General features: G+C 62.2%; 16 protein-coding genes. 7 read left to right on the top strand and 9 right to left on the bottom strand.

Annotated elements, in window-relative coordinates:
* Positions 1–49 precede the first annotated feature (49 nt).
* From QWU44_RS01055 to QWU44_RS01045, 3 genes are all read right to left on the bottom strand, one after another.
* Positions 50–310 (bottom strand): hypothetical protein, encoded by a 261-nt coding sequence (locus tag QWU44_RS01055; RefSeq protein ID WP_370913865.1) that lies wholly within the window; start codon positions 308–310, stop codon positions 50–52.
* A 35-nt stretch (positions 311–345) separates the two neighbouring features.
* A complete protein-coding gene (gene bioB / locus QWU44_RS01050) occupies positions 346–1,383 on the bottom strand; it encodes a biotin synthase BioB (RefSeq protein WP_370913864.1) in 1,038 nt (345 codons plus the stop codon).
* Between the two features lie 263 nt (positions 1,384–1,646).
* On the bottom strand, positions 1,647–2,330 hold the full coding sequence (locus tag QWU44_RS01045; protein ID WP_370913863.1) for a hypothetical protein: 684 nt from the start codon (positions 2,328–2,330) through the stop codon (positions 1,647–1,649).
* Positions 2,331–2,620: 290 nt separating this feature from the next.
* Here QWU44_RS01045 and QWU44_RS01040 point away from each other — a divergent pair, with 290 nt between their 5' ends.
* The 6 genes from QWU44_RS01040 (at position 2,621) to QWU44_RS01015 (ending at position 10,842) form a co-directional block, all read left to right on the top strand.
* Positions 2,621–3,211 carry a TetR/AcrR family transcriptional regulator gene (locus QWU44_RS01040; RefSeq protein ID WP_370913862.1) on the top strand — a complete coding sequence of 197 codons (591 nt, stop codon included), beginning with the start codon at positions 2,621–2,623 and terminating at the stop codon, positions 3,209–3,211.
* Positions 3,212–3,220: 9 nt separating this feature from the next.
* On the top strand, positions 3,221–5,542 hold the full coding sequence (glgX, locus tag QWU44_RS01035) for a glycogen debranching protein GlgX (RefSeq protein ID WP_370913861.1): 2,322 nt from the start codon (positions 3,221–3,223) through the stop codon (positions 5,540–5,542).
* 38 nt (positions 5,543–5,580) lie between these two features.
* Positions 5,581–6,834, top strand: a complete 1,254-nt coding sequence (locus QWU44_RS01030) for a hypothetical protein (protein ID WP_370913860.1) — start codon at positions 5,581–5,583, stop codon at positions 6,832–6,834.
* A gap of 274 nt (positions 6,835–7,108) precedes the next feature.
* Entirely contained in the window at positions 7,109–9,640 is a 2,532-nt protein-coding gene (treY, locus tag QWU44_RS01025) for a malto-oligosyltrehalose synthase (RefSeq protein ID WP_370913859.1), read from the top strand.
* A complete protein-coding gene (locus tag QWU44_RS01020) occupies positions 9,640–10,653 on the top strand; it encodes a GTP pyrophosphokinase family protein (protein ID WP_370913858.1) in 1,014 nt (337 codons plus the stop codon). Before treY ends, QWU44_RS01020 begins: the two co-directional genes overlap by 1 nt.
* Before the next feature lie 60 nt (positions 10,654–10,713).
* Positions 10,714–10,842, top strand: a complete 129-nt coding sequence (locus QWU44_RS01015; RefSeq protein WP_370914313.1) for a hypothetical protein — start codon at positions 10,714–10,716, stop codon at positions 10,840–10,842.
* Between the two features lie 17 nt (positions 10,843–10,859).
* Here the strand turns inward: QWU44_RS01015 and QWU44_RS01010 are convergent, their stop codons facing one another.
* From QWU44_RS01010 to QWU44_RS01000, 3 genes are read right to left on the bottom strand one after another with little or no spacing between them, the layout of a single operon-like run.
* On the bottom strand, positions 10,860–11,258 hold the full coding sequence (locus tag QWU44_RS01010) for an RNA-binding S4 domain-containing protein (protein ID WP_370913857.1): 399 nt from the start codon (positions 11,256–11,258) through the stop codon (positions 10,860–10,862).
* Between the two features lie 2 nt (positions 11,259–11,260).
* On the bottom strand, positions 11,261–11,494 hold the full coding sequence (locus QWU44_RS01005; protein ID WP_370913856.1) for a hypothetical protein: 234 nt from the start codon (positions 11,492–11,494) through the stop codon (positions 11,261–11,263).
* Between the two features lie 26 nt (positions 11,495–11,520).
* Positions 11,521–12,162, bottom strand: a complete 642-nt coding sequence (locus QWU44_RS01000) for a YigZ family protein (RefSeq protein WP_370913855.1) — start codon at positions 12,160–12,162, stop codon at positions 11,521–11,523.
* Between the two features lie 37 nt (positions 12,163–12,199).
* On the opposite strand from QWU44_RS01000, the gene treZ reads away from it, so the two are divergent.
* A complete protein-coding gene (gene treZ, locus QWU44_RS00995; protein ID WP_370913854.1) occupies positions 12,200–13,918 on the top strand; it encodes a malto-oligosyltrehalose trehalohydrolase in 1,719 nt (572 codons plus the stop codon).
* 34 nt (positions 13,919–13,952) lie between these two features.
* On the opposite strand, the gene QWU44_RS00990 is transcribed toward treZ, so the two are convergent.
* The 3 genes from QWU44_RS00990 to dnaE form a co-directional block, all read right to left on the bottom strand.
* Positions 13,953–15,443 carry an MFS transporter gene (locus QWU44_RS00990; protein WP_370913853.1) on the bottom strand — a complete coding sequence of 497 codons (1,491 nt, stop codon included), beginning with the start codon at positions 15,441–15,443 and terminating at the stop codon, positions 13,953–13,955.
* Positions 15,444–15,525: 82 nt separating this feature from the next.
* Entirely contained in the window at positions 15,526–16,836 is a 1,311-nt protein-coding gene (ilvA, locus tag QWU44_RS00985; protein ID WP_370913852.1) for a threonine ammonia-lyase IlvA, read from the bottom strand.
* 459 nt (positions 16,837–17,295) lie between these two features.
* Entirely contained in the window at positions 17,296–20,853 is a 3,558-nt protein-coding gene (dnaE, locus tag QWU44_RS00980; protein WP_370913851.1) for a DNA polymerase III subunit alpha, read from the bottom strand.
* Positions 20,854–20,896: the final 43 nt, after the last annotated feature.

Genomic DNA, 20,896 nt, shown 5'->3' with positions numbered 1-20,896 from the left:
GCGGAAAAGGGCATCACCCCGTAACCCCCGGACACCGCCCCGGTTGCGGTCAACGTCGACCGAGGTACGCGGAGTCGACACGACCGTGCCTGGAACAGGCGGCGTCCCAGCCATCAGGTCGAATCTGAACGACCATCCGCCGACCACAAAGCTGACAGTACCGCGGGGCCTCGAGACCAGCGCGCGCGGAGGGCGACAAGCGAATCTCTTCTCCCTCGGCAATGCACTGGCCGGTGTTCGGATGATAGACAGGTGAAGCTCCCGTAATCAGGGCCTCAAGAAGATCATTGTTGTCCGCGACACGGGCCATGTTCCATTCCCTTTCGGTATTCGCTGTCGGACTCGCTAACAGGTGGAGTTCAGCGCCTTGATGGGCAGTCGGAGTTTGCCCATCATCTCAAGATCCTGCTCCTGTGGACGCCCGAGTGTGGTGAGGTAGTTACCCACGATAATGGCGTTGATGCCACCGAGTAGCCCCTGCTCCGCCCCGAGATCCCCGAGTGTGAGCTCACGGCCACCCGCGAACCGTAGGATCGTCTTCGGTAGCGCGAGTCGGAAGGCACCGATGGCACGCAGTGCGTCCTGGGCCGGCATGACCTCGTAATCCGCGAACGGGGTTCCGGGGCGCGGATCAAGGAAGTTCATCGGAACCTCTGTCGGATCAAGCTTCGCGAGATCCTGCGCGAACTCGGCGCGCTGCTCGAGGGTTTCCCCCATTCCGAGGATTCCACCGCAACAGACCTCCATACCCGCTTCCTTGACCATCCGGAGTGTGTCCCGGCGGGTCTCCCACGAGTGGGTGGTGACAACCTGGGGGAAGAATGATCTGGCGGTCTCGAGATTGTGGTTATACCGGTGCACACCGGCGGCTGCGAGGCGATCGACCTGCTCCTGCGTCAGGATTCCCACGGACGCCGCGACCTCGATCTCAACCTCGGATTTGATCGCCGCGACAGCCTGCTCCAACTGTGATAGCAATCGCTCGTCCGGCCCCTTCACCGCTGCGACGATGCAGAACTCGGTGGCCCCGGTCTTCTGTGTCTGCTTCGCTGCTTCCACAAGGGCCGGAATATCCAGCCATGCTGACCGCACCGGGGACTCGAACAAACCCGATTGCGAACAGAAGTGGCAGTCTTCCGGACACCCTCCCGTTTTGAGGGAGATGATGCCCTCCATCTCGACTTCCTCACCACACCACTTCAGTCGGACCTCATGCGCGAGTTCAAGCAGTTCGGACAGTCGATCATCAGGAAGCTGCAGTACTGCGAGAGTCTCGTCCTTGTTCAACCCCATTCCACCTTCGAGAACCTTCTTCCGCGCGACCGCGAGAATGTCACCCTGCGCATGCTCGGGTGCATCGTTGTCGATGGTTGCCTTGGTCATCTTTGGGCCCTCCTGGGTGTATGGACTAACTTCGTTCACCAGATACTCGTCAAGATTGAGCTGGTGGCCGCTCAAAATTCAAGGGTACCGGCTCCCTTGAACACTGTTCAAGAAATAGCCCGTCACCTTACACGGATGACCCGATCCGGGGGGAACTCTCATCATCCCCATAACATGAAAACAACCCCCTACCGGAACCACCAGGGTTCGTGCAGGGGGTTGTTATGGAAGAGCCAAAGGCACCTTTGCGGGCGTCAGGTCACTCAGTCACACAGCTTCCAGGCACCGTCCTCTTTCAGGAACCGCATCGTTCCCGACTCAACATGCCCCCCCGTGGCAGTGGTGACCGTCGCGGAGGCTGTATTTCCGTCCACCTTGACATCCTTCACGCTCTGCACTTCAGCCTTGCGGCCCTGCAACTCAGGAATGGCCTCCATCGGAATATCCGGGATCTGGTTCAGATCGAATGCCTCGCGACCGCCCTGCGCCTGGAGAACGGACCGGCAGGTGTTATCGAGGATACCCCCGAGGTAGCTCTTCAAAGTGGGACCCCATGCAACGCTCCGGGCCAGAGATTCGATCTCTTGGGTCTCCTCCGGAGTAGCGGGGCGCCCTCCCTCAACCGGTGCGGCCGGCTTCGGAGACGGCAGAGCCGCCGCCGCAGCAGCAACAGCGGCAGCGGCCTCCTGCTCCTGCGCAGGAGCAGGAGCAGGCTCCTTCCCTGAAGATGTCCCTTCCGGCTTCGACATCTCCTCGGACTCGGTACTGCTGCTCGTGGTTGAGGTGGAGGTCTCGGTCGACGTCGTAGTGGATGCCGACGTGGAGGTCGACGTCATCGATCCCTCCGCATCATCTCCGTTCGAGCTGCATGCCACCATGCTCATGGAAAGCGGAGCGATCAGTGCGGCTGCTGCAATGGTCTTCTTTGCGAGACTGAGACTCGGCACGGGTGGTTCTCCTGACTAGTTCATTCGGACGGCACGGAGAATATCCGCGCCCTGATCTGATGTTTCACAAGATCTAGCATTCCCACCCTAACAACCTGACCCCAGATTGCCAGTTGTTTTTCCTTAAACTTGAGCAATCTTTGACTGACTGTCAGATGTGCGGCACCGATCTGCGAAACCCAATGACATAGATCCACTGGAACCACCCCGGACAGACCACCTTCTCGTCCCCGGGAACCCCCTGCTACCCAATCCGCCTCAACGAACCTGTGGACGGCTATCGTGGCAGTGTGCAGTTGACCCGTGAGTCCATCATCTCCGCCAGCCTCGAGATCGCAGACACCTATGGCCTAGCGGACATGACCATGCGCCGGGTGGCCCGACAGCTCGAGGTCGCCCCAGGCGCCCTCTACTGGCACTTTCCCAGCAAACAAGCACTCATCGCGGCCATCGGGCAGGCTATTTGTGCTCCGGTTCTCGAAAGCACCCCCAATGTCATCGCCGACACATGGCCGCAAGCAACCCACGACATCTGCGCCCGCCTCCGGTCCGTACTCCTGGATCACCGCGACGGAGCGGAAATCGTCTCCGCAGCACTTCCCGATCCAACTCTCCGCACCGCCCTCATCAACACCATTTCTGCAGCTCTGAACGTTGGAAGTGAACTCGGTCCGAAAGCCTGTGAAACCGGAGCCACGACTCTTCTCCACTTCATCATGGGCGTGACACTCCACGAACAATCCGTGATGGCACTGCGACTGGCCACCGGATCCGACCCGCACAGTGAACAACATTCTCCCTGTGACCTAGCTGAAGAAGAAGCTTTCCGGCGGGGTGTGTCAGTTGTGCTGAAGGGACTTGGCGCACCGTGCGATATATGATTGCTGACCATGACTAGTTCCACCGCAGACGCCCACCAGGTTTGGCCCGGCGACGCCTATCCGCTCGGCTCCACATACGACGGAGCCGGCACCAATTTCGCTCTTTTCTCCGACGTCGCGGAAAAGGTCGAGCTGTGCCTGCTCGATGAGGACGACAACGAAACCCGTATCCCGATTGAGGAAGTCGATGCCCACACATGGCACTGCTACCTCCCCGGTGTACAGCCAGGACAGCGCTACGGCTACCGCGTTTACGGCCCCTACGATCCGGCCAACGGACACAGGTGTGATCCCAACAAGCTGCTCGTCGATCCCTACGCCAAAGCCTTCGACGGTGAGTTCGACGGTCACCCATCGTTGTTCTCCTACGACATCACTGATCCGGAGGACCTCAGCAAGCGGAACACTGAGGATTCCCTCGGGCACACGATGACCTCTGTCGTCATCAATCCCTTCTTCGATTGGGCGAATGACCGAGCCCCGAAAACGCCCTACCACGAGACGGTCATCTACGAGGCCCACGTCAAGGGCATGACAATGACCCATCCCGATGTCCCGGAGAATCTCCGTGGCACGTACGCCGGACTGGCCCACCCCTCGATCATCGAGTACCTGCAGGATCTCGGTGTGACCGCTATCGAGCTGATGCCCGTCCACCAGTTCCTACAGGATGACCGGCTCCGCGAGCTCGGACTGCGCAACTACTGGGGATACAACACCTTCGGTTTCCTCGCGCCACATCAGGATTACGCGGCCGCCACGAAGCCCGGTGGTGCTGTCAGCGAGTTCAAGGGAATGGTCCGGGCATTCCACGATGCCGGTATCGAGGTCATCCTCGACGTGGTCTACAACCACACTGCCGAGGGCAATCACATGGGCCCGACCATCGTGTTCCGCGGCATCGACAACGCCGCCTACTATCGGCTCGTCGAAGACGACAAACGGCACTACATGGACTACACCGGTACCGGAAACAGCCTGAATGTCCGTCATCCGCACACTCTGCAGTTGATCATGGATTCGCTGCGCTATTGGGTCACAGAGATGCACGTCGACGGCTTCCGCTTCGACCTCGCTTCGACCCTCGCCCGCGAACTCCACGATGTGGACCGGCTCTCCGCATTCTTCGACCTCGTTCAGCAGGATCCGGTGGTCAGTCAGGTGAAGCTCATCGCTGAGCCCTGGGACATCGGCGAGGGCGGCTATCAGGTGGGCAACTTCCCACCGCTCTGGACTGAGTGGAACGGAAAGTATCGGGATACCGTTCGTGACTTCTGGCGTGGTGAGCCCGCGACCCTCGGTGAATTCGCCTCGCGGCTAACGGGATCCTCAGACCTCTACGCCAACAACGGCCGACGCCCCACCGCGTCGATCAACTTCGTCACCGCCCATGACGGCTTCACCCTCAACGATCTGGTGAGCTACAACGAGAAGCACAATGACGCCAACGGCGAAGACGGACGCGATGGGGAGAGCCACAATCGCTCCTGGAACTGCGGAGTCGAGGGTCCATCTTCAGATTCTGAGGTGCTGCAGCTCCGTGCACAGCAACGCCGGAACTTCCTGACGACGCTGCTGCTCAGCCAGGGCACCCCGATGATCGCCCACGGTGACGAGATGGGCCGCACCCAGGAGGGTAACAACAACGTCTACTGCCAGGACTCCGAACTGTCCTGGATCGACTGGGAACAAGCCGAGGACAACAAATCCCTGGTGAACTTCACTCGCAGACTGCTGCGGATCCGGGCTAATCATCCAGTGTTCCGTCGGCGCCGCTTCCTCGCCGGTGGCCCACTCGGTGATGACGATCTCCGTCAGCGTGACATCGCATGGCTCGTACCATCCGGAAAACTCATGACGCAGGCTGACTGGGACTTCACCTTCGGTAAGTCTCTGATGGTCTACCTCAACGGCGACGCTATAGCGGAGCCCGGCGAACGAGGCGAGCGGATCACCGATGATTCCTTCATCATGTGTTTCAACGCGTACCACGAACCATTGGAGTTCACTCTCCCGGGTAAGCGCTTCGGAGTCCGCTGGCGCCTGATCGTCGACACCGTCGAAGAAACTGGCTACCCGCTGGAGGAGGAAGTCATTGAAGCCGGTGGAAAGATCACCGTGTCTGCACGTTCCACGATGATCCTCAAGCAGATGGTCCCACCGGAAACAGATACGGAGCTGGAGGAGGACGCCCACACGCCGAACGCATCTCCGGGCTGCGTGCACGGAACGGACGATGATATGCCGGAGTCGAAGCCGAGTAATCTCGGAACCCGCCGGACCGTATCTTCCGAGGATGACTACCGCGATCGAACCGGGGACTACGTCTGATCCCGTCCCACATCATCAGCATCGAGAGGTGAACCCACGTGATCGCAGCCCACGGATGTTCGGTCATCGTCACCGGTCAACGGGTGACCGTACACAATGATCCACTGCTGACGGCCCTCCGTGGTCCCGGGCCCGAGATCCCGCTGGCGTCGATCACCGATGTCACCGTCATCCCGGGTGACTCCGTCACCTGCGCCAGGGTTCTCCTCGAAGGCTCCGGTGCTGAGATCGTCTTCAGTCCGAACCAGACAACGGAACTGCAGCGGTTCGTCGATGCCCTCGCAGCCGCGGGGAGCGGCGACCTACCGGATGTCGAGATTCCCGGTCTGGATTTCTCAGCGATCCACGTCAAACATGACATATCCTGGGACGGGATCAGTGGAATTGGTGTAGCCAGCGTCCGAAACGGTGTGGTCGTTGATTCCACCGAGTGGACTTCCACAGGAACAACCGGATCTGCTGCGGAAGCTCTCATCGCCGCACTCGGAGAGTACCTCACAGACAGTCCCGGGCCTCTCGTCGCTCATAACGCCTACCGGCAGGCGACGGCTCTCATCCGTACTCTCCGTTCCACCGGAGCCTCATCAGTGTTATCGGGGTGCCCGCTCGGTTGTACCCTGGCTATCGCACGTGAGGTGCGCCCCGATGACACTGACCATTCTCTCGGTGGCCTGTGCACGACATTCGGGATCCCGGAACCTGATTCAGCCGCCGCTGCCGCGGAAGCCACAGCTCGGATTCTCGTCCTCCTTCGCGATAGTCGCGGAGGGACAGCCTCGGGTACCACCGTGGATGAGATACACACTGGAGCTGGATTCACCCTCGGGCGTGTTGAGGATGAACGGGTCTGGCCTGTTCTGGTCACCGCACCCGGGAAGGCGCCCCGTACCGCGTCATCCCACTCCGGCCGTAGCGAAAAGGAAAGGGGTTCCAGGGCGGTGCCTTGGGCGAAGGTAGCAGTACCTGACACCATCCCCGAACCGAATCCGGACGCGGACCACGAGGGGCTGCTCTTCGGCCAGAACGTGACCCTTTCCGGCGATTTCGGAGCCTTTGACAAGGGGCGACTCTGGCAGGAAATCGCGGAGGCAGGCGCGACAGTGGGTAAGAACGTGACTAGGAAGACCACGATTCTCGTCTGCGGTGAATGGGGAAAACCGACGTCAAAACAGAAGAGAGCCGAAGAACTCATCTCCAAAGGCCAGGAAATCGCACTCTGGTCGGCGGAACAGCTCTACACGACCCTCGGCCTTGACCCCGCGGAAGAAGAAGACCTACAGCCCCCGTTCTGACGTTTGGGAGGAACCTCGTACCCGTTCTCAACCGGGTCTGCCCACCTCCCGCTCCCATCAACAGGTTGCGCGGCCAAGATTCCGGCCTGGGTGTCCTACCTCGACCCGATCCATCGAGATGACGGTTTCCTGTCTCCCTTGAGTACGATCCGTGGGACTTTCCGTGATGTCACCATGTTTCCTTCCACGCCGTGCTTACTCGCCTCGCTTCGCGGGCTACAGTGGTGGACGCATGCGCCCCGGTGCCCGTACCAATCCCCCATCCAGGAGAATCATGACCCGCCGTCCCATCACTGCCACCTATCGCCTGCAGCTTCGAGGCCCCGATGCTGATCCCTCCGGGCGGTCCTTCGGTTTCGCCGACGCCGAGGCGGTGGTTCCGTATCTGGCACGACTGGGGGTCAGTCACCTCTATCTTTCCCCCATACTCACCGCTCCTGCGGATTCCGCGCACTCCTACGATGTCATCGATCCGACCGAGGTTAATCCGGCATTCGGCGGTATAACCGGTCTGCGTAGTCTCGCGGAAACCGCCCGGGAACACGGGCTCGGGCTCATCATCGACATCGTCCCAAATCACCTGGGCGTCGACGATCCCCGTCAGAACACCTGGTGGTGGGATGTGCTGAAACTCGGTCGCGACAGCGAGTATGAGAGCTACTTCGACATTGACTGGCATAACGACAATGGTGCGGGTGGGAAACTCGGATTGCCGGTTCTCGGTGCCGAGGATGACGCCGAGAAACTCACCCTGGATGAGATCGACGGTGAACCCGTTCTCCGCTACTACGACAACGTCTTCCCGGTCCGTCCAGGCACGGAGAATGCCGGTGATCCTGTCGCAGTCCATGACGCCCAGAGCTACCGTCTGATGTACTGGAAGTCCGGGATCATCGGTTACCGCCGTTTCTTCTCTGTCAACGGGCTCGCCGGGGTCCGCCAGGAGGATCCGGTGGTATTCGAGCACACCCACCGTGTCCTGTCCCGGCTGATTGCGGAAGACCTCATCGACGGTGTCCGGGTCGACCACCCTGACGGATTGTCCGACCCCTTCTCTTATCTGGGACGCCTGCGGGCCTTGATCGGCGAGGACCGCTGGCTCGTCGTCGAAAAGATCCTCGGTGTCGATGAACCCCTCGATCCTCGCCTCGATGTCGACGGAACGACCGGGTACGACGCATTGCGCGAGCTGGACGGCGTCTTCATCTCCCGCGATGCGGAAGACACACTCTCGATGCTGGCGATGCAACAATCTGGCTCCGCATGGGACGAAGCCGCGGTAACCGCCACGGAACACGCACTCAAGCGGTCCGTGGCCGCCGATGAACTGGCCGCGGAGATCCGCCGGTTGGCCCGGGCAGTTCGCCGCGACAACTTCTCAACCGCCGGCGACGGAGTGAGTGAGGGGGTACTCACGGACACGATTATGGAACTTGTTGCCGCGATGCCCGTCTACCGCGCCGACTACATCTCATTGTCCAGGGTCACCGCGACCGTCGTGGCGGAGATGACCCGCCGGTTCCCCTCCCGTCGGGATGCTCTCGACCTGATCACCGCCGGCCTGCTCGCGGATGGGGAAGCTGCCGTCCGCTTCGCGCAGGTGTGTGGTGCAGTGATGGCCAAAGGCGTCGAAGACACCACCTTCTACCGGGCCTGCCGTCTCGTCGCTCTGCAGGAAGTCGGCGGCGCACCTGGGCGCTTTGGAGTCGGCCCCGCGGAGTTCCACTTGCTCCAGCAGGAACGCAGTGTGCTCTGGCCCCGGACGATGACCACATTGTCAACCCATGACACGAAACGTGGCGAAGACGTGCGCGCCCGGATCATCGAGATGACGGACATCCCCGGTGACTTCGCTGAACTCGTCCGCGAGGTCACCGCCATCACACCACCGCCGGACGGCGCAACGGGGCATTTCCTCCTGCAAAACCTCATCGGGGTGTGGCCCGCAGACGGCGAGATGACAGATTCCGTCCGTGAACGTTTCCAGGCGTACGCCACTAAGGCGATCCGCGAGGCTGGGGTCCACACCACATGGACCGAGGTCAACGAGAGTTTCGAACAATCGGTCTCAGACTGGATCGACGCGCTCTGTTCCGGACCTGCGACCGACCGAATAGCGAGCTACGCCCAACCGCTCGCAGCAGCGGCCGTCCAGATCACCCTCGGAAGAAAGCTCCTGCAACTGATCGGCCCGGGTATCCCCGACGTCTACCAGGGAACCGAGTTCCTGGATGATTCCCTGGTGGACCCCGATAACCGGCGATTCGTCGATTACACGGCGCGAAGTCAGACCCTGGATCTCCTCACCACGGCGAACAGTCCCGTCACCGCGGTCTGTGATTCCGCGGTGTCCGCCGGTGTCTCCGTTCCAACCTCGCGCACTGACAGTGGGAGTCTCGCGCTCACCCCGGAGGAGGCCGAGGACACATATCCGCATCTCCGGGTCCGGGCGAGCATGGCGAAACAGGCTGTCGTCCAGGCAGCACTGGAGGTCCGCCGCGACCATCCCGACTGTTTCGTCGGCGGTGATTACCAGGCGGTCTTCGCGGTCGGCCCCGCCGAATCACACGTCGTCGGTATCGCCCGCGGTCCGGAAGAACGGGATGTCCAGGTCATCGCCCTCGCGGTCCGTCGTCCCCTGCGTCTCGCCACCGCCGGTGGTTGGCACGGAACCACGGTAACCCTTCCCGAGGGAACCTGGACCGACCGCCTGACCGGGAGGACGTTCACCGGCGTGCAGGCTGCCACGGATCTGTTCACCCTTCTTCCAGCAGCTCTTCTGGTCAGGGAGCCCGGAGAGCGCTGATGGGAGGACGTGCCAAGAGAATCTCCGAACTTGGCCAGCGCTACGCGGACTGGGTCCGTGCCCACCCGCGTGCTGCGGCTGAGTTCCGGGACGTGATCGAGGACCTTCTCGCGGAGTCCGGTGTCACCTATGACCGTGTCTCCGTACGGGTCAAAGAATGGCGTTCACTGAAGGCCAAGGCCTACAAGACAGACGGCGTTGGTAAACCTATCTACCCCGACCCGTGGGCAGACATCCACGACATCCTCGGTGTCCGGGTCACGGTGTACCACTCCACGGAGATCCCCCAGGTGATCAGTGTTCTGCGGGAGGCGTTCACCGTCCACCGATCGGTGGACAAGACAGCGGAAACCAGGGTATCCGGTTCCTTCGGATACGGCTCCCACCATCTCATCGTCAGCGTCGATGGAACAAGCGATACGGCATCCGAACTCACCGACTACGCGGGACTCCGGTTCGAGGTTCAGGTGCGTACCGTCCTGCAGCATGCGTGGGCGGAATTCGAGCACGATATTCGGTACAAGGGCGGGGGGCAGAGCCTCGATCCACGTGTCGACCGGGCGTTCACGCTGACAGCGGGCCTGATCGAACTGGCAGACCAGCAGTTCGACCTCATCGCCTCAATCCAGGGTGACGCACCCGGGTCCACCGGTGACGTGGAGCTATCCGCCGAGACTCTCCCCGGAGTACTCGCGGTTCTCGTGGGAAACCGTTTCCCCAGGTCCAAATTCGAGTACTACGTATGGTTGGAGGAGATCCTCGCCGCGAACGGAATCACCACCGTCGGAGAACTACGGCATCTTCTCGATGAGACGGACATCGACGCGGTGCAGAAGTGCATGCGCTACCGGTTCACCCCCGGCCAGGTGCGGATCATCGATGATCTGCTACTGCGTCGTTTCGGCAAGGAACACATCGAACGAACAAAAAAGACAGGTACCCGCGCGGCGAGCCGGGCCGCTCGGCTCAGGCAACGCCTTAAGGTAATGGAAGCTGATCACATCATCGGCTGACTGAACGGACACACTGCAACGACACCGCAGTACATCTGCGGCATCGGATACAAGGAGTAGATGAATAACATGAGTTCCATCCAGAATTTCCCCGACCTCGCCGACGCCATCCACGTGTGGGCATTGTCCGTAGCGGACTTCTTCCGCGGGTTCGGCGCCAACTTCCCGCCCGCAGGCTCCAGCATGTGAGCTGCGATGTGAGACGGTCAGGGAGCTCTACCGAGCAACCGGTCCGTCTCCCGTCGTTCCCGCTTCGTCGGGCGCCCGGCTCCCCGGTCACGTCGCGGCACCGAAGCGAATACCTCCTTCGGCGGTGGCGGCGGCGAGTGGTCAATGTAGCAGGTCCTGGCAACCGCGGCACCGACACGTTTCCGGATGGTGCGAGTCACCTCGACCTCATACAGTCGATGGTTCACCCACACCCTGACACGATCACCCGGAACAATCTGCTGGGCGGGTTTCACCGCTCCACCGTTGACCTTCACATGTCCCGCCTTGCAGGCTTGACCGGCAGCCTGACGGGTTTTCAGTAGCCGGACCGCCCAGACCCACGCATCAACGCGAACCGGCCCGGTCTCTTCCACGGATTGCGTGCCACCGGCCATCGTCAGTAGTCATCCCGATGGCTTGTGATCGCCTGGATGCGTCGCCAGTTGTAGAACCCCCCGACGACCGCGACGATGAGCCCCAGGATCAACCAGAACCAGCTCGACGCGACGAGCGCCAGGACAATGCCTCCGACGACGCCACCACCGACACACACCACACCGGCCCGCGCGTGTTTCCGGACCGCGTGTTTCCGCTGTTCAATCGGGTTCCTCGGATATTTTTCAATGCTCATGGGAAACAAGTCTATCGGTCACTCCGTCAAGGGAGTTCAATCCACTCCGTGCCCAACCGTTCCGGCGCCACGGTTCCCTGTGTCACGGACGCCAGGGTTCCGGTCAGCACCTCTCCGCCCCCGGGTTCCACCGCGAGGTGGATTGTCGCCTGCGCCCCGTAGTCGGTACCGGTCACATCGATCCCCCGGTTACGCAGTTCTGATTCCAGACGGCCCGCGTCAGCATGACCTACAGTCACCGCGTACAACTCACGCCGCGCCCGGGTCACCACCGGAACTCGCTCCAGCACACCGGACACCGCGTCCGAGTAGGCGCGTACCAGCCCACCTGTTCCGAGCTTGACGCCGCCGAAATAACGGACGACGACCACCGCGACGTCGAGAAGACCCGATCCACGGAGTACCTCCAGCATCGGCGCACCAGCGGTTCCCGACGGTTCCCCGTCATCACTCGAGCGCTCGACCGGATTCGCACCATCCACGTGGTGGATGTAGGCGCTACAGTGATGGCGAGCATCCGGGTACATGCCACGGACCTCGGCGATGAACGCCCGTGCCCGTTCCTCATCCGCAGCCCTGGTGATCAGGGTAATGAACCGGGACCGTTTGATCTCGAGTTCGGTGGTGGTGACCACATCAGGAGCGGGAAGGCGGTACATGAACTCCATTGTGCCGGAACTAGCAGACTCGCCTAGCCTTGGGTGCATGCGAAACTTCTCAGTCTGGGCCCCCTACGCCGACGACCTCCAGCTCATCGTCGACGACACCACCCACCCGATGCGGCAGATCGATGACGGCTGGTGGACACCGGAGACACCCCTGATCCCGGAACCAGGTATGCGTTACGGGTACCGGGTCTACAAGGACAACGAATGGTCCGGTCCGTGGCCCGATCCCAGGTCCACCGAGCAACCGGACGGTATCCACGGACTTTCCCGCGTCCCGGAGGACACCTACCCGTGGTCCGACAGAGACTGGACGGGCCGTGATCTCCCCGGCCAGGTGATCTACGAACTCCACGTGGGCACCTTCTCCCCCACCGGCGATTTCGCAGGTGTAGTAGACAAACTCGACCACCTCGTCGATCTGGGTGTGACCACCATCGAACTCATGCCGGTTCAGCCTTTCGGCGGCAACCGGAACTGGGGTTACGACGGCGTGCTGTGGCACGCGGTCCATGCGGGCTACGGCGGTCCCGAAGGACTGAAGAAACTCGTGGACACCGCTCACAATCGGGGTATCGCAGTGATGCTCGACGTGGTTTACAACCATTTCGGCCCAGACGGAAATTACAACGGATTCTTCGGCCCCTACACCGCCGGTGGCTCCACCGGCTGGGGTGACGTGGTCAACCTCAACGGACCAGACAGCAACGAGGTGCGCCGGTACATCATCGACGCCGCACGCGGCTGGTTCGAGGACTTCCACGTCGACGGGTTACGCCTCGACGCGGTGCAGGCCTATCACGATCCGGGTGCCCTGCATCTACTGGAGGAACTGCAGATCATGGCTACCGAGGTATCCGCAGCGACAGGTGTGCCGCGCAGTCTCATCGCCGAATCGGATCAGAACGATCCCCGCCTGGTCACCGCACGCCAGGCCGGTGGTTACGGTATCGCCGGCCAGTGGGACGATGACATCCATCACGCACTGCATACCCTCGTCTCCGGGGAACGCCACGCCTACTACGCGGACTTCGGCACCACTGAGGTCCTGGCAAAGACACTGCGGGAGGTGTTCCTCCACGACGGCACGATGTCGACGTTCCGGGGCAAGCGCCACGGTCGTCCGGTGAACCGGGAGTTCACCCCGGCTAGTTCCTTCGTCACCTACACCACCACGCATGACCAAGTGGGCAACCGGGCCACCGGGGACCGGCCAAGCATGAACCTCTCCCCCGCCCAGCAGGTACTCAAGGCTGCGACAATCCTCACCTCGCCCTACACCCCGATGCTGTTCATGGGAGAGGAGTTCGGTGCGACGACGCCGTTCGCGTTCTTCTGCTCCCACACCGACGACGAGCTGAATCGACTCACCGGTGAAGGCAGAAAGCGCGAGTTCACCCGCTGGGGCTGGGATGAGCAGGAGATCCCGGAGCCCTCCGATCCCGCGACGTTCGAAGCCTCGAAGCTGGACTGGGACTTCACCACCGAACAGTGTGGCATCCTCGAGGCCTACCGGACGCTGCTCCGGCTCCGCCACGAGCACCGGCTCGCACGCCCGTGGCTGCCTGACGTCGGCGTCACCCACGGTGACCGGTGGGTGGCGGTCGACCGTGGCGACGTGGTGTTCGTGGGTAACTACTCCGACCAGCCAATCGAGGTCGAGGTCGGCGGTGAACTGATCTACTCGTTCACCGCGCCCGAGGTCCAGACAGATACGACGACGCTGGATGCCTGGGGCTTCGCGCTCATCAAACGCTGACTCCCGCTCAGCGAGAAAGATGCTTCCTGCGGTCTCAGTCCGACTCTCGCAGAGTCCGGTTCGCGACGAGAACGGTCAGGAGCGCCACGAGCGCGGCGACCGCGCTGGCGGCGACGACCCCGTAGCGGAACGCCAGGTCCGCGGCGGCGATGAGGTCGGTGTTCCCGCCCGCCAGATGGTGGGCGCGCACGAGGGAGTCTCCGGCGGTCTCGGGGAGATCGGTTGTCACGGCCAGCCGGTGGCCGAACACCCCCATCACCGTCGCGCCGAGTACCGCGGTACCGAACGCCCCACCGAGCTCGTAGCCGGTCTCTGACAGTGAGGCGGCGGCACCGGCGCGCCTGGGTGGTGCCGCTGTGAGGATGTAGTCGTTGCTGACGGGGTCGATCATGCCGCAGCCGATGCCGAGGACCGTGAATCCGATAGCGAGCCACGGGCCCGAGCCGCCGAGGTGCTCCCCCATGCCGAGGGCGTCGGCGGCGAAGATGACACTCGCCACGGCGGCGAGGATCAGTGCGGCGACGAGCAGGGGGCGGGGCGGGATCCGCACCATGAGCCGACCGGTGACCAGCGTCGCGAGGACCGAGGCGATCAGCCCGGGGAACATGAGCAGACCAGCGGCGAGCGGGGTGTATCCGAGCACCGTCTGCAGGTACTGGGAGAGGTAGAACAGCACCCCGATGTAGAGGAACATCGACACCCCGTTGATGACGACGACCGTCGCGTAGACGCGGTTGCGGAGGAGCTCGACGTCGATCAGCGGTGTCTCCGTGGTCCGTAGATGCCGGACGAGCAGACGGGCGGAGACGACGCACACTGCCGCGCATGCGAGGACCCAGACGTCGATCCCCTCGACGGGCACGACCTTCACCACATAGACGAGGGTGAACAACGCGAGAATACTCAACACGGCGCCGGGGCCGTCGAATGCCGCACCGTTCTTCCCGGCGGACGCCGGGAGACTCACCAGTCCCCCGACGATGATCACGGCGACGAGTGGCACGTTGATGAGGAACACGGAACCCCAGTGGAAGTGCCCGAGCAGATAGCCGCCCAGCACGGGGCCGATGGCGGCACCCACGGCGTACACCGACACCCACACCGATACGGCACGTGCCCGTTCCCGGGAGTCGGTGAACATCTCCCGGATGAGCGACAGCGTCGACGGCATGAGCGTCGCCCCGGCGGCACCCTGGAGTGCACGCCCGACGATCAACCATTCGGGCGTCTGGGCCGTGGCGGCGAGCACCGAGGCCCCACCGAACAGTCCCGCCCCGATGAGCAGCACCTTCCGGCGTCCCACCCGGTCGCCGAGCGTCCCCATCGTGATGAGGAGCGCGGCCAGCACGAAGGCGTAGACGTCGATGATCCACAGCATCTGCGTCGCGGACGGGTCAAGGTCCGCGGCAATCGCCGGTACGGCGAAGTTGAGTACGGTGGTGTCGATCGCCAGAACAGCGATGGCGAAGCAGAGGACGGTGAGTCCCCACCAGCGTCGCGGGTGGGCCTGAGCGGTATCTGTCACGGGTTCTTCCGGGGTCGGTCCGAGTGTGCTTACCTAGTTCAGATAACACGACCGCTTCCGACCTCGACAAACCGGTGGAGCGCTACGTGAGGAAGTGGTACTCCGGGGTTCCGGGCTGCAACTGGCGGCACCCGATCCGCGACTGCGCCATCCGCTCGAGCAGCGGGTCAAGATCCGTGGCGGCACCGAGCTGGAGACCGACCAGTGCGGTTCCGGTCTCCCGGTTGTTACGCTTCAGGTACTCGAACAGCGTGATGTCGTCGTCCGGCCCGAGGATCTCCTCGAGGAACATGCGCAGTTGCCCCGGTTCCTGCGGGAAATCAACCAGGAAATAGTGCTTGAGCCCACGGTGAACGAGCGAACGTTCCACGATCTCGTTGTAGCGCAGCACATCATTGTTACCGCCTGAGATGATGCACACCACGACATCCCCCTTACGGGGGCGGAACTCCTTGAGCCCCGCGACGGAGAGCGCCCCGGCGGGCTCCGCTACGATCCCCTCATTCTGGTACAGACCAAGCATTTCCGTACAGACCGCGCCCTCGCTGACACTCATCATGTGCACCCGGGAACGGTTCCGGTCGATCACCTCGTAGTTAAGATCACCGATCCGTTTGACGGCGGCACCGTCAACAAAGGGGTCGATGGAGTCGAGTGCGACGGGACCGTCGGCCGCGAGTGCGGCCTGCATGGATGCAGCACCGGCGGGTTCGACGCCGACGACCGCGGTGCGCGGGGCCATGTCCGCGAGGTAACTCGTGACACCGGCGATGAGTCCACCGCCACCGACAGGTACGAGGATGCTGTCGGCGGTCTTCCCCAGGGACGTGAGCTGGGAGAGGATCTCTGCAGCCACTGTTCCCTGGCCGATGATGGTGTTCCGCGCGTCGAAAGGTTCCACGACGGTCGCACCGGATTCCGCAGCCGCGGCCCGTGCCGCGGCGGAGGCCTCGTCGAAGTTGTGGCCGGTCACGACGACCTCAATGCGGTCCCCACCGTGGACGCGGATCCGGTCAAGTTTCTGCTTCGGAGTCTGGTCCGGCACGAAAATCCGACCGTCGATCCCGAGAGTCCGGCACACATACGCAACTCCCTGTGCGTGATTACCGGCGGATGCGGCGACGATCCCGGCCGCCCGCTGTTCCTCGGTAAGCTGAGCCACATTGTTGTAGGCCCCCCGGATCTTGTACGAGCGGACATCTTGAAGGTCCTCGCGCTTGAGGTACACCTCGGCGCCGGATTCCTCACTCAACCGGGGACAGTACTGGAGCGGGGTCGGGCCGATCACCGTGGAAATTCGCGCCTGTGCCATCTGGATGTCTGCAGCATGAATCGGCATGGTCGCCGTCGATACAGGGTCGGATGAGACAGAATTGGTTCGATGATCGGTCATGACCGTTGATTGTAGTGCGCCCAACATCATCTCCGTATCTCCGGGTCTCGGGCACCGGAACACACCCCGCAGTTACCGGGACTGTTCGCCCAACCCCAGCTTTCCGTGCACCATGATGCAAGAAAATGGAGCTCCCCGACCAAGGTCACCGTGTTCCGACAATCACTGCGCCACAATCCTCCGCCGTCGCCATACCACCGGATGGGTGTTAGGACTCTTCCAATCCCAGCGATAATCCCCCACCCCACTACAGGGATCTCACCTGGAAGCTCGGACGTCCCAAGGGAAAGAAACACCCAGAACAGCACCTCAACCCGGGCCCGGAGCTGCTGTATCCCGCCATCACACTGGTTTCGCAGAAGATACCCCCTGCTTCAATGGCGATCGATTCAGTGTTCGCGTCCGCATATTCAAAACGGTGCTTTCATCGGCGACCGTGACTTGACGGAATACCGTCAGCTAACCCAATATCCCCGGCCCCATTGTTGCCTTCAAGTCACCCATGAGGTTTCCGTCACGGTTGACCCGCAGATGCTCCCCGAGGATCATCACCGTTGATTCATCGCCGTCGACCAGGTTCAGGTACACGTCCGAGTCCCCCTTGTTCGCCATGAGCACCTGCTTGAGCTTCGCTATGGTGGGCATGGTGCATTGGTCGGTGCGCAACGTCAGCCGTAGGGGAAGCCCGGCGCCGTTGCCCGGCCCAAGATCCGGCGTCTTCAGATCATCGCAGAACAGGCTGGTGCGATCGTCGCGGATCGAGATGTGGGCCTTGGCGAGGATAATGTTGTCCTCCACGATCTGTGGCGCAACCAGTGCATAGACCTTGTTGAACACGAGCAGTTCCACGGAGGCCCCGTTGTGGTCCTCCACGGTGACGATCGCCCACGGGGAGCCATCTTTCTTGGAGAAGCGTCGGTCGACGGCGGAGATGATCCCGCCGATCTTGACCTCGGCCTTGTTCTTCAGTTCCCCGGCGAGGATCGTCGTGAGCGGGGTATCGGTCTGCGCGGCCAACGCCTGCTCGAACCCGTCGAGCGGGTGCCCGGAGACGTAGAGGCCAAGCATCTCGCGTTCGAGGGCGAGCTCGTGTTTACGCTCCCATTTCTCGTCCGGTACCTGTACCGCGAACGCGTTGGCGAGGGTCTCGTCCTGTCCACCGAGATCGGCGAAAAGGTCAAACTGTCCCTTATCAGCAGCCTTCTTCGTGGTGATCACGGCATCGACCGCTTCCTCGTGGATGAGCATCAAACCCTTGCGGGGATGTCCGAGGGAATCGAAGGCACCGGCCTTGATGAGGGATTCGGTGACGCGTTTGGAGCAGGGGCCGGTGTCGATCTTGTCCAGGTAATCAGAGAAGTTCGCGAACGTCCCCTTCTCCTCACGGCTCTTCACGATGGAGGCGACGACGTCGGCACCGACATTGCGCACCGCCCCGAGACCGAAGCGGATGTCCTCGCCAACGGACTGGAACGTGAGCTGAGATTCGTTGACGTCCGGGGAGAGCACCCGGATGCCAAGGTGTCGACAGTCGGCGAGGTAGATCGCCGACTTGTCCTTGTTGTCCGCGACCGAGGTCAGCAGGGCGGCCATGTATTCGGCGGTGTAATTGGCCTTGAGGTATCCCGTCCAGAAGCTGACCAGGCCGTAACCGGCGGCGTGGGACTTGTTGAACGCGTAGGCGGCGAACGGCTCGATGGTGTCCCAGAGTTTCTTGATCGCCTCGTCTGAGTAGCCGTTGGAGCGCATACCCGCCTGGAAATTCACGAACTCCTTGGCCAGCACCTCGGGCTTTTTCTTACCCATGGCTTTGCGGAACCCGTCGGCTTGGCCGGCGGTGTAGTTCGCGAGTTTCTGGGAGATACGCATGATCTGCTCCTGGTACACGATCAGACCGTAGGTGTCCTCCAGGATTTCCTTGAGTGGTTCCTCCAGCTCGGGGTGAATCGGGGTGATTGGCTGGCGGCCGTTCTTCCGGTCCGCGTAGTCCCAGTGCGCGTTCATTCCCATCGGGCCCGGGCGGTAGAGCGCGAGAGCGGCGACGATATCGTCGAAGCCGGTGGGCTCCATCCGCTTCAGTAGCTCACGCATACCGCCGGAGTCGAGTTGGAACACGCCGAGAGTGTCTCCGCGGGCGAGCAGCTTGTAGGTTTCCTCATCATCGGTGGTGAGTGCTTCTAGGTCAATGTCGACGCCCCGGTTGACCTTGATGTTCTCGATGCAGTCACCGATGACGGTGAGGTTGCGCAGACCCAGAAAGTCCATCTTCAGCAGGCCGATGGCCTCGCAGGACGGATAGGGCCAGCCGGTGATGATCGCGCCGTCTTGGGCACGTTTCCACATCGGTATGCAGTCGAGCAGCGGGACGCTCGCCATGATCACCGCGCAGGCGTGCACACCGGCCTGGCGGATGACGCCCTCGAAACCACGTGCGGTGTCGTAGATGGCACGCACATCAGGGTCATTCTCGATGAGCGTACGCACCTCCTGAGCCTCCCCGTAGCGTGCATGTGAGGGATCCATGATCCCGGACAGCGGGATGTCCTTGGCCTGCTGTGCCGGAGGCAGGGCCTTGGTGATCCGGTCGGCGATCTGGTAACCGGGCTGACCGAACTGCACACGCGCGGAGTCCTTCAGCGCCTGCTTCGTCTTCACGGTGCCGAAGGTGATCACCTGCGCGACCTTGTCCTCACCCCACTTGTCCGCCGCATATCGGATCATCTCACCCCGGCGGCGGTCGTCGAAGTCAATGTCGATGTCGGGCGCGGAAGGACGTTCCGGGTTGAGGAACCTCTCGAAAAGCAGATCGTGCTCGATGGGGTCGATGTTGGTGATCGTCAGGGCGTAGGCAACCAACGAACCGGCTGCGGAACCTCGACCTGGCCCGACCCGGATTCCCACCGAGCGGGCGTGCTTGATCAGCTCCGCGACGATGAGGAAGTAGGAGGGATAGCCCTTGCCGTCGATGACATCGATCTCGTAGGTCGCCCGATCCAGGTACTCCTGCGGAACCTGACCACCGTTGAAACGCTCCTTCAGTCCTTCCATCACCTCGTGGGTGAGCCACGAGGTGGGGGTGTACCCATCCGGAACGGTAGCAATCGGCATGCGGTCGTGAGTGTGCGGCGTCCACAGTTCGCTGTAGTCCTGGACCCGCTCCGCGATGAGCAGGGTGTTGTCGCAGGCCCCTGGGACGGTGTCATCCCACATGGAGCGCATCTCCTCGGCGGATTTGATGTAGTAACCGTCACCGCCGAACTTGAACCGGTCCTCATCGTGCAGAGTCTTGCCGGTCTGCACGCAGAGCATCGCCTCGTGGGCTTTGGCCTGGTCCTTGACGACGTAGTGGCAGTCGTTGGTCACCAGCGGCGGTAGGTCGAGGCGTTTACCGATCTCCAGTAGTTCGCGCCGGACCCGGGTCTCGATGTCGATCCCGTGGTCCATCAGCTCGAGGAAATAATTGTCTTTGCCGTAGATGTCCTGCCACATCGCCGCAGCCTCGAGAGCCTGATCAAACTGCCCCAGGCGTAGGCGGGTCTGGACGTCACCGGACGGGCAGCCGGTCGTAGCGATGATGCCGGTGGCGTTCTCCGCGATGAGATCGGCGTCCATGCGGGGCCACTTACCAAGCTGCCCCTCGTAGGACGCCATCGAGGACAGGTAGAAGAGATTACGCAGCCCGGTGGCGTTCTCCGCGATCATCGTCTGGTGCAGATATGCACCGGAGGCCGAGACGTCATCGGATTTCTGGTGAGGTTCACCCCAACGAATGCGCTGCTTGTTGAACCTCGACTCCGGAGCCAGGTATGCCTCGATGCCGATGATCGGTTTGATCCCCGCATCAGTCATGGCGTGATAGAAGGCGTCGGAACCGAACATGTTGCCGTGGTCGGTCATACCAACGGCGGGCATCTTCTGTCGGACAACCTCCTCGGCGAGCATGTCCACCTTGGCCATGCCGTCAAGCATGGAGTATTCGGTGTGGTTGTGCAGATGGACGAAAGAAGAGCCGCTCATGGCCGCATAGTCTATCCGTCGGAGCAGACCCCGGCGAGGGGTG

Origin of the sequence: Corynebacterium sp. CCM 9203 (assembly GCF_041357675.1) — a bacterium.
Lineage (GTDB): Bacteria > Actinomycetota > Actinomycetes > Mycobacteriales > Mycobacteriaceae > Corynebacterium.
This window is presented reverse-complemented; position numbering and strand designations above follow the sequence as displayed.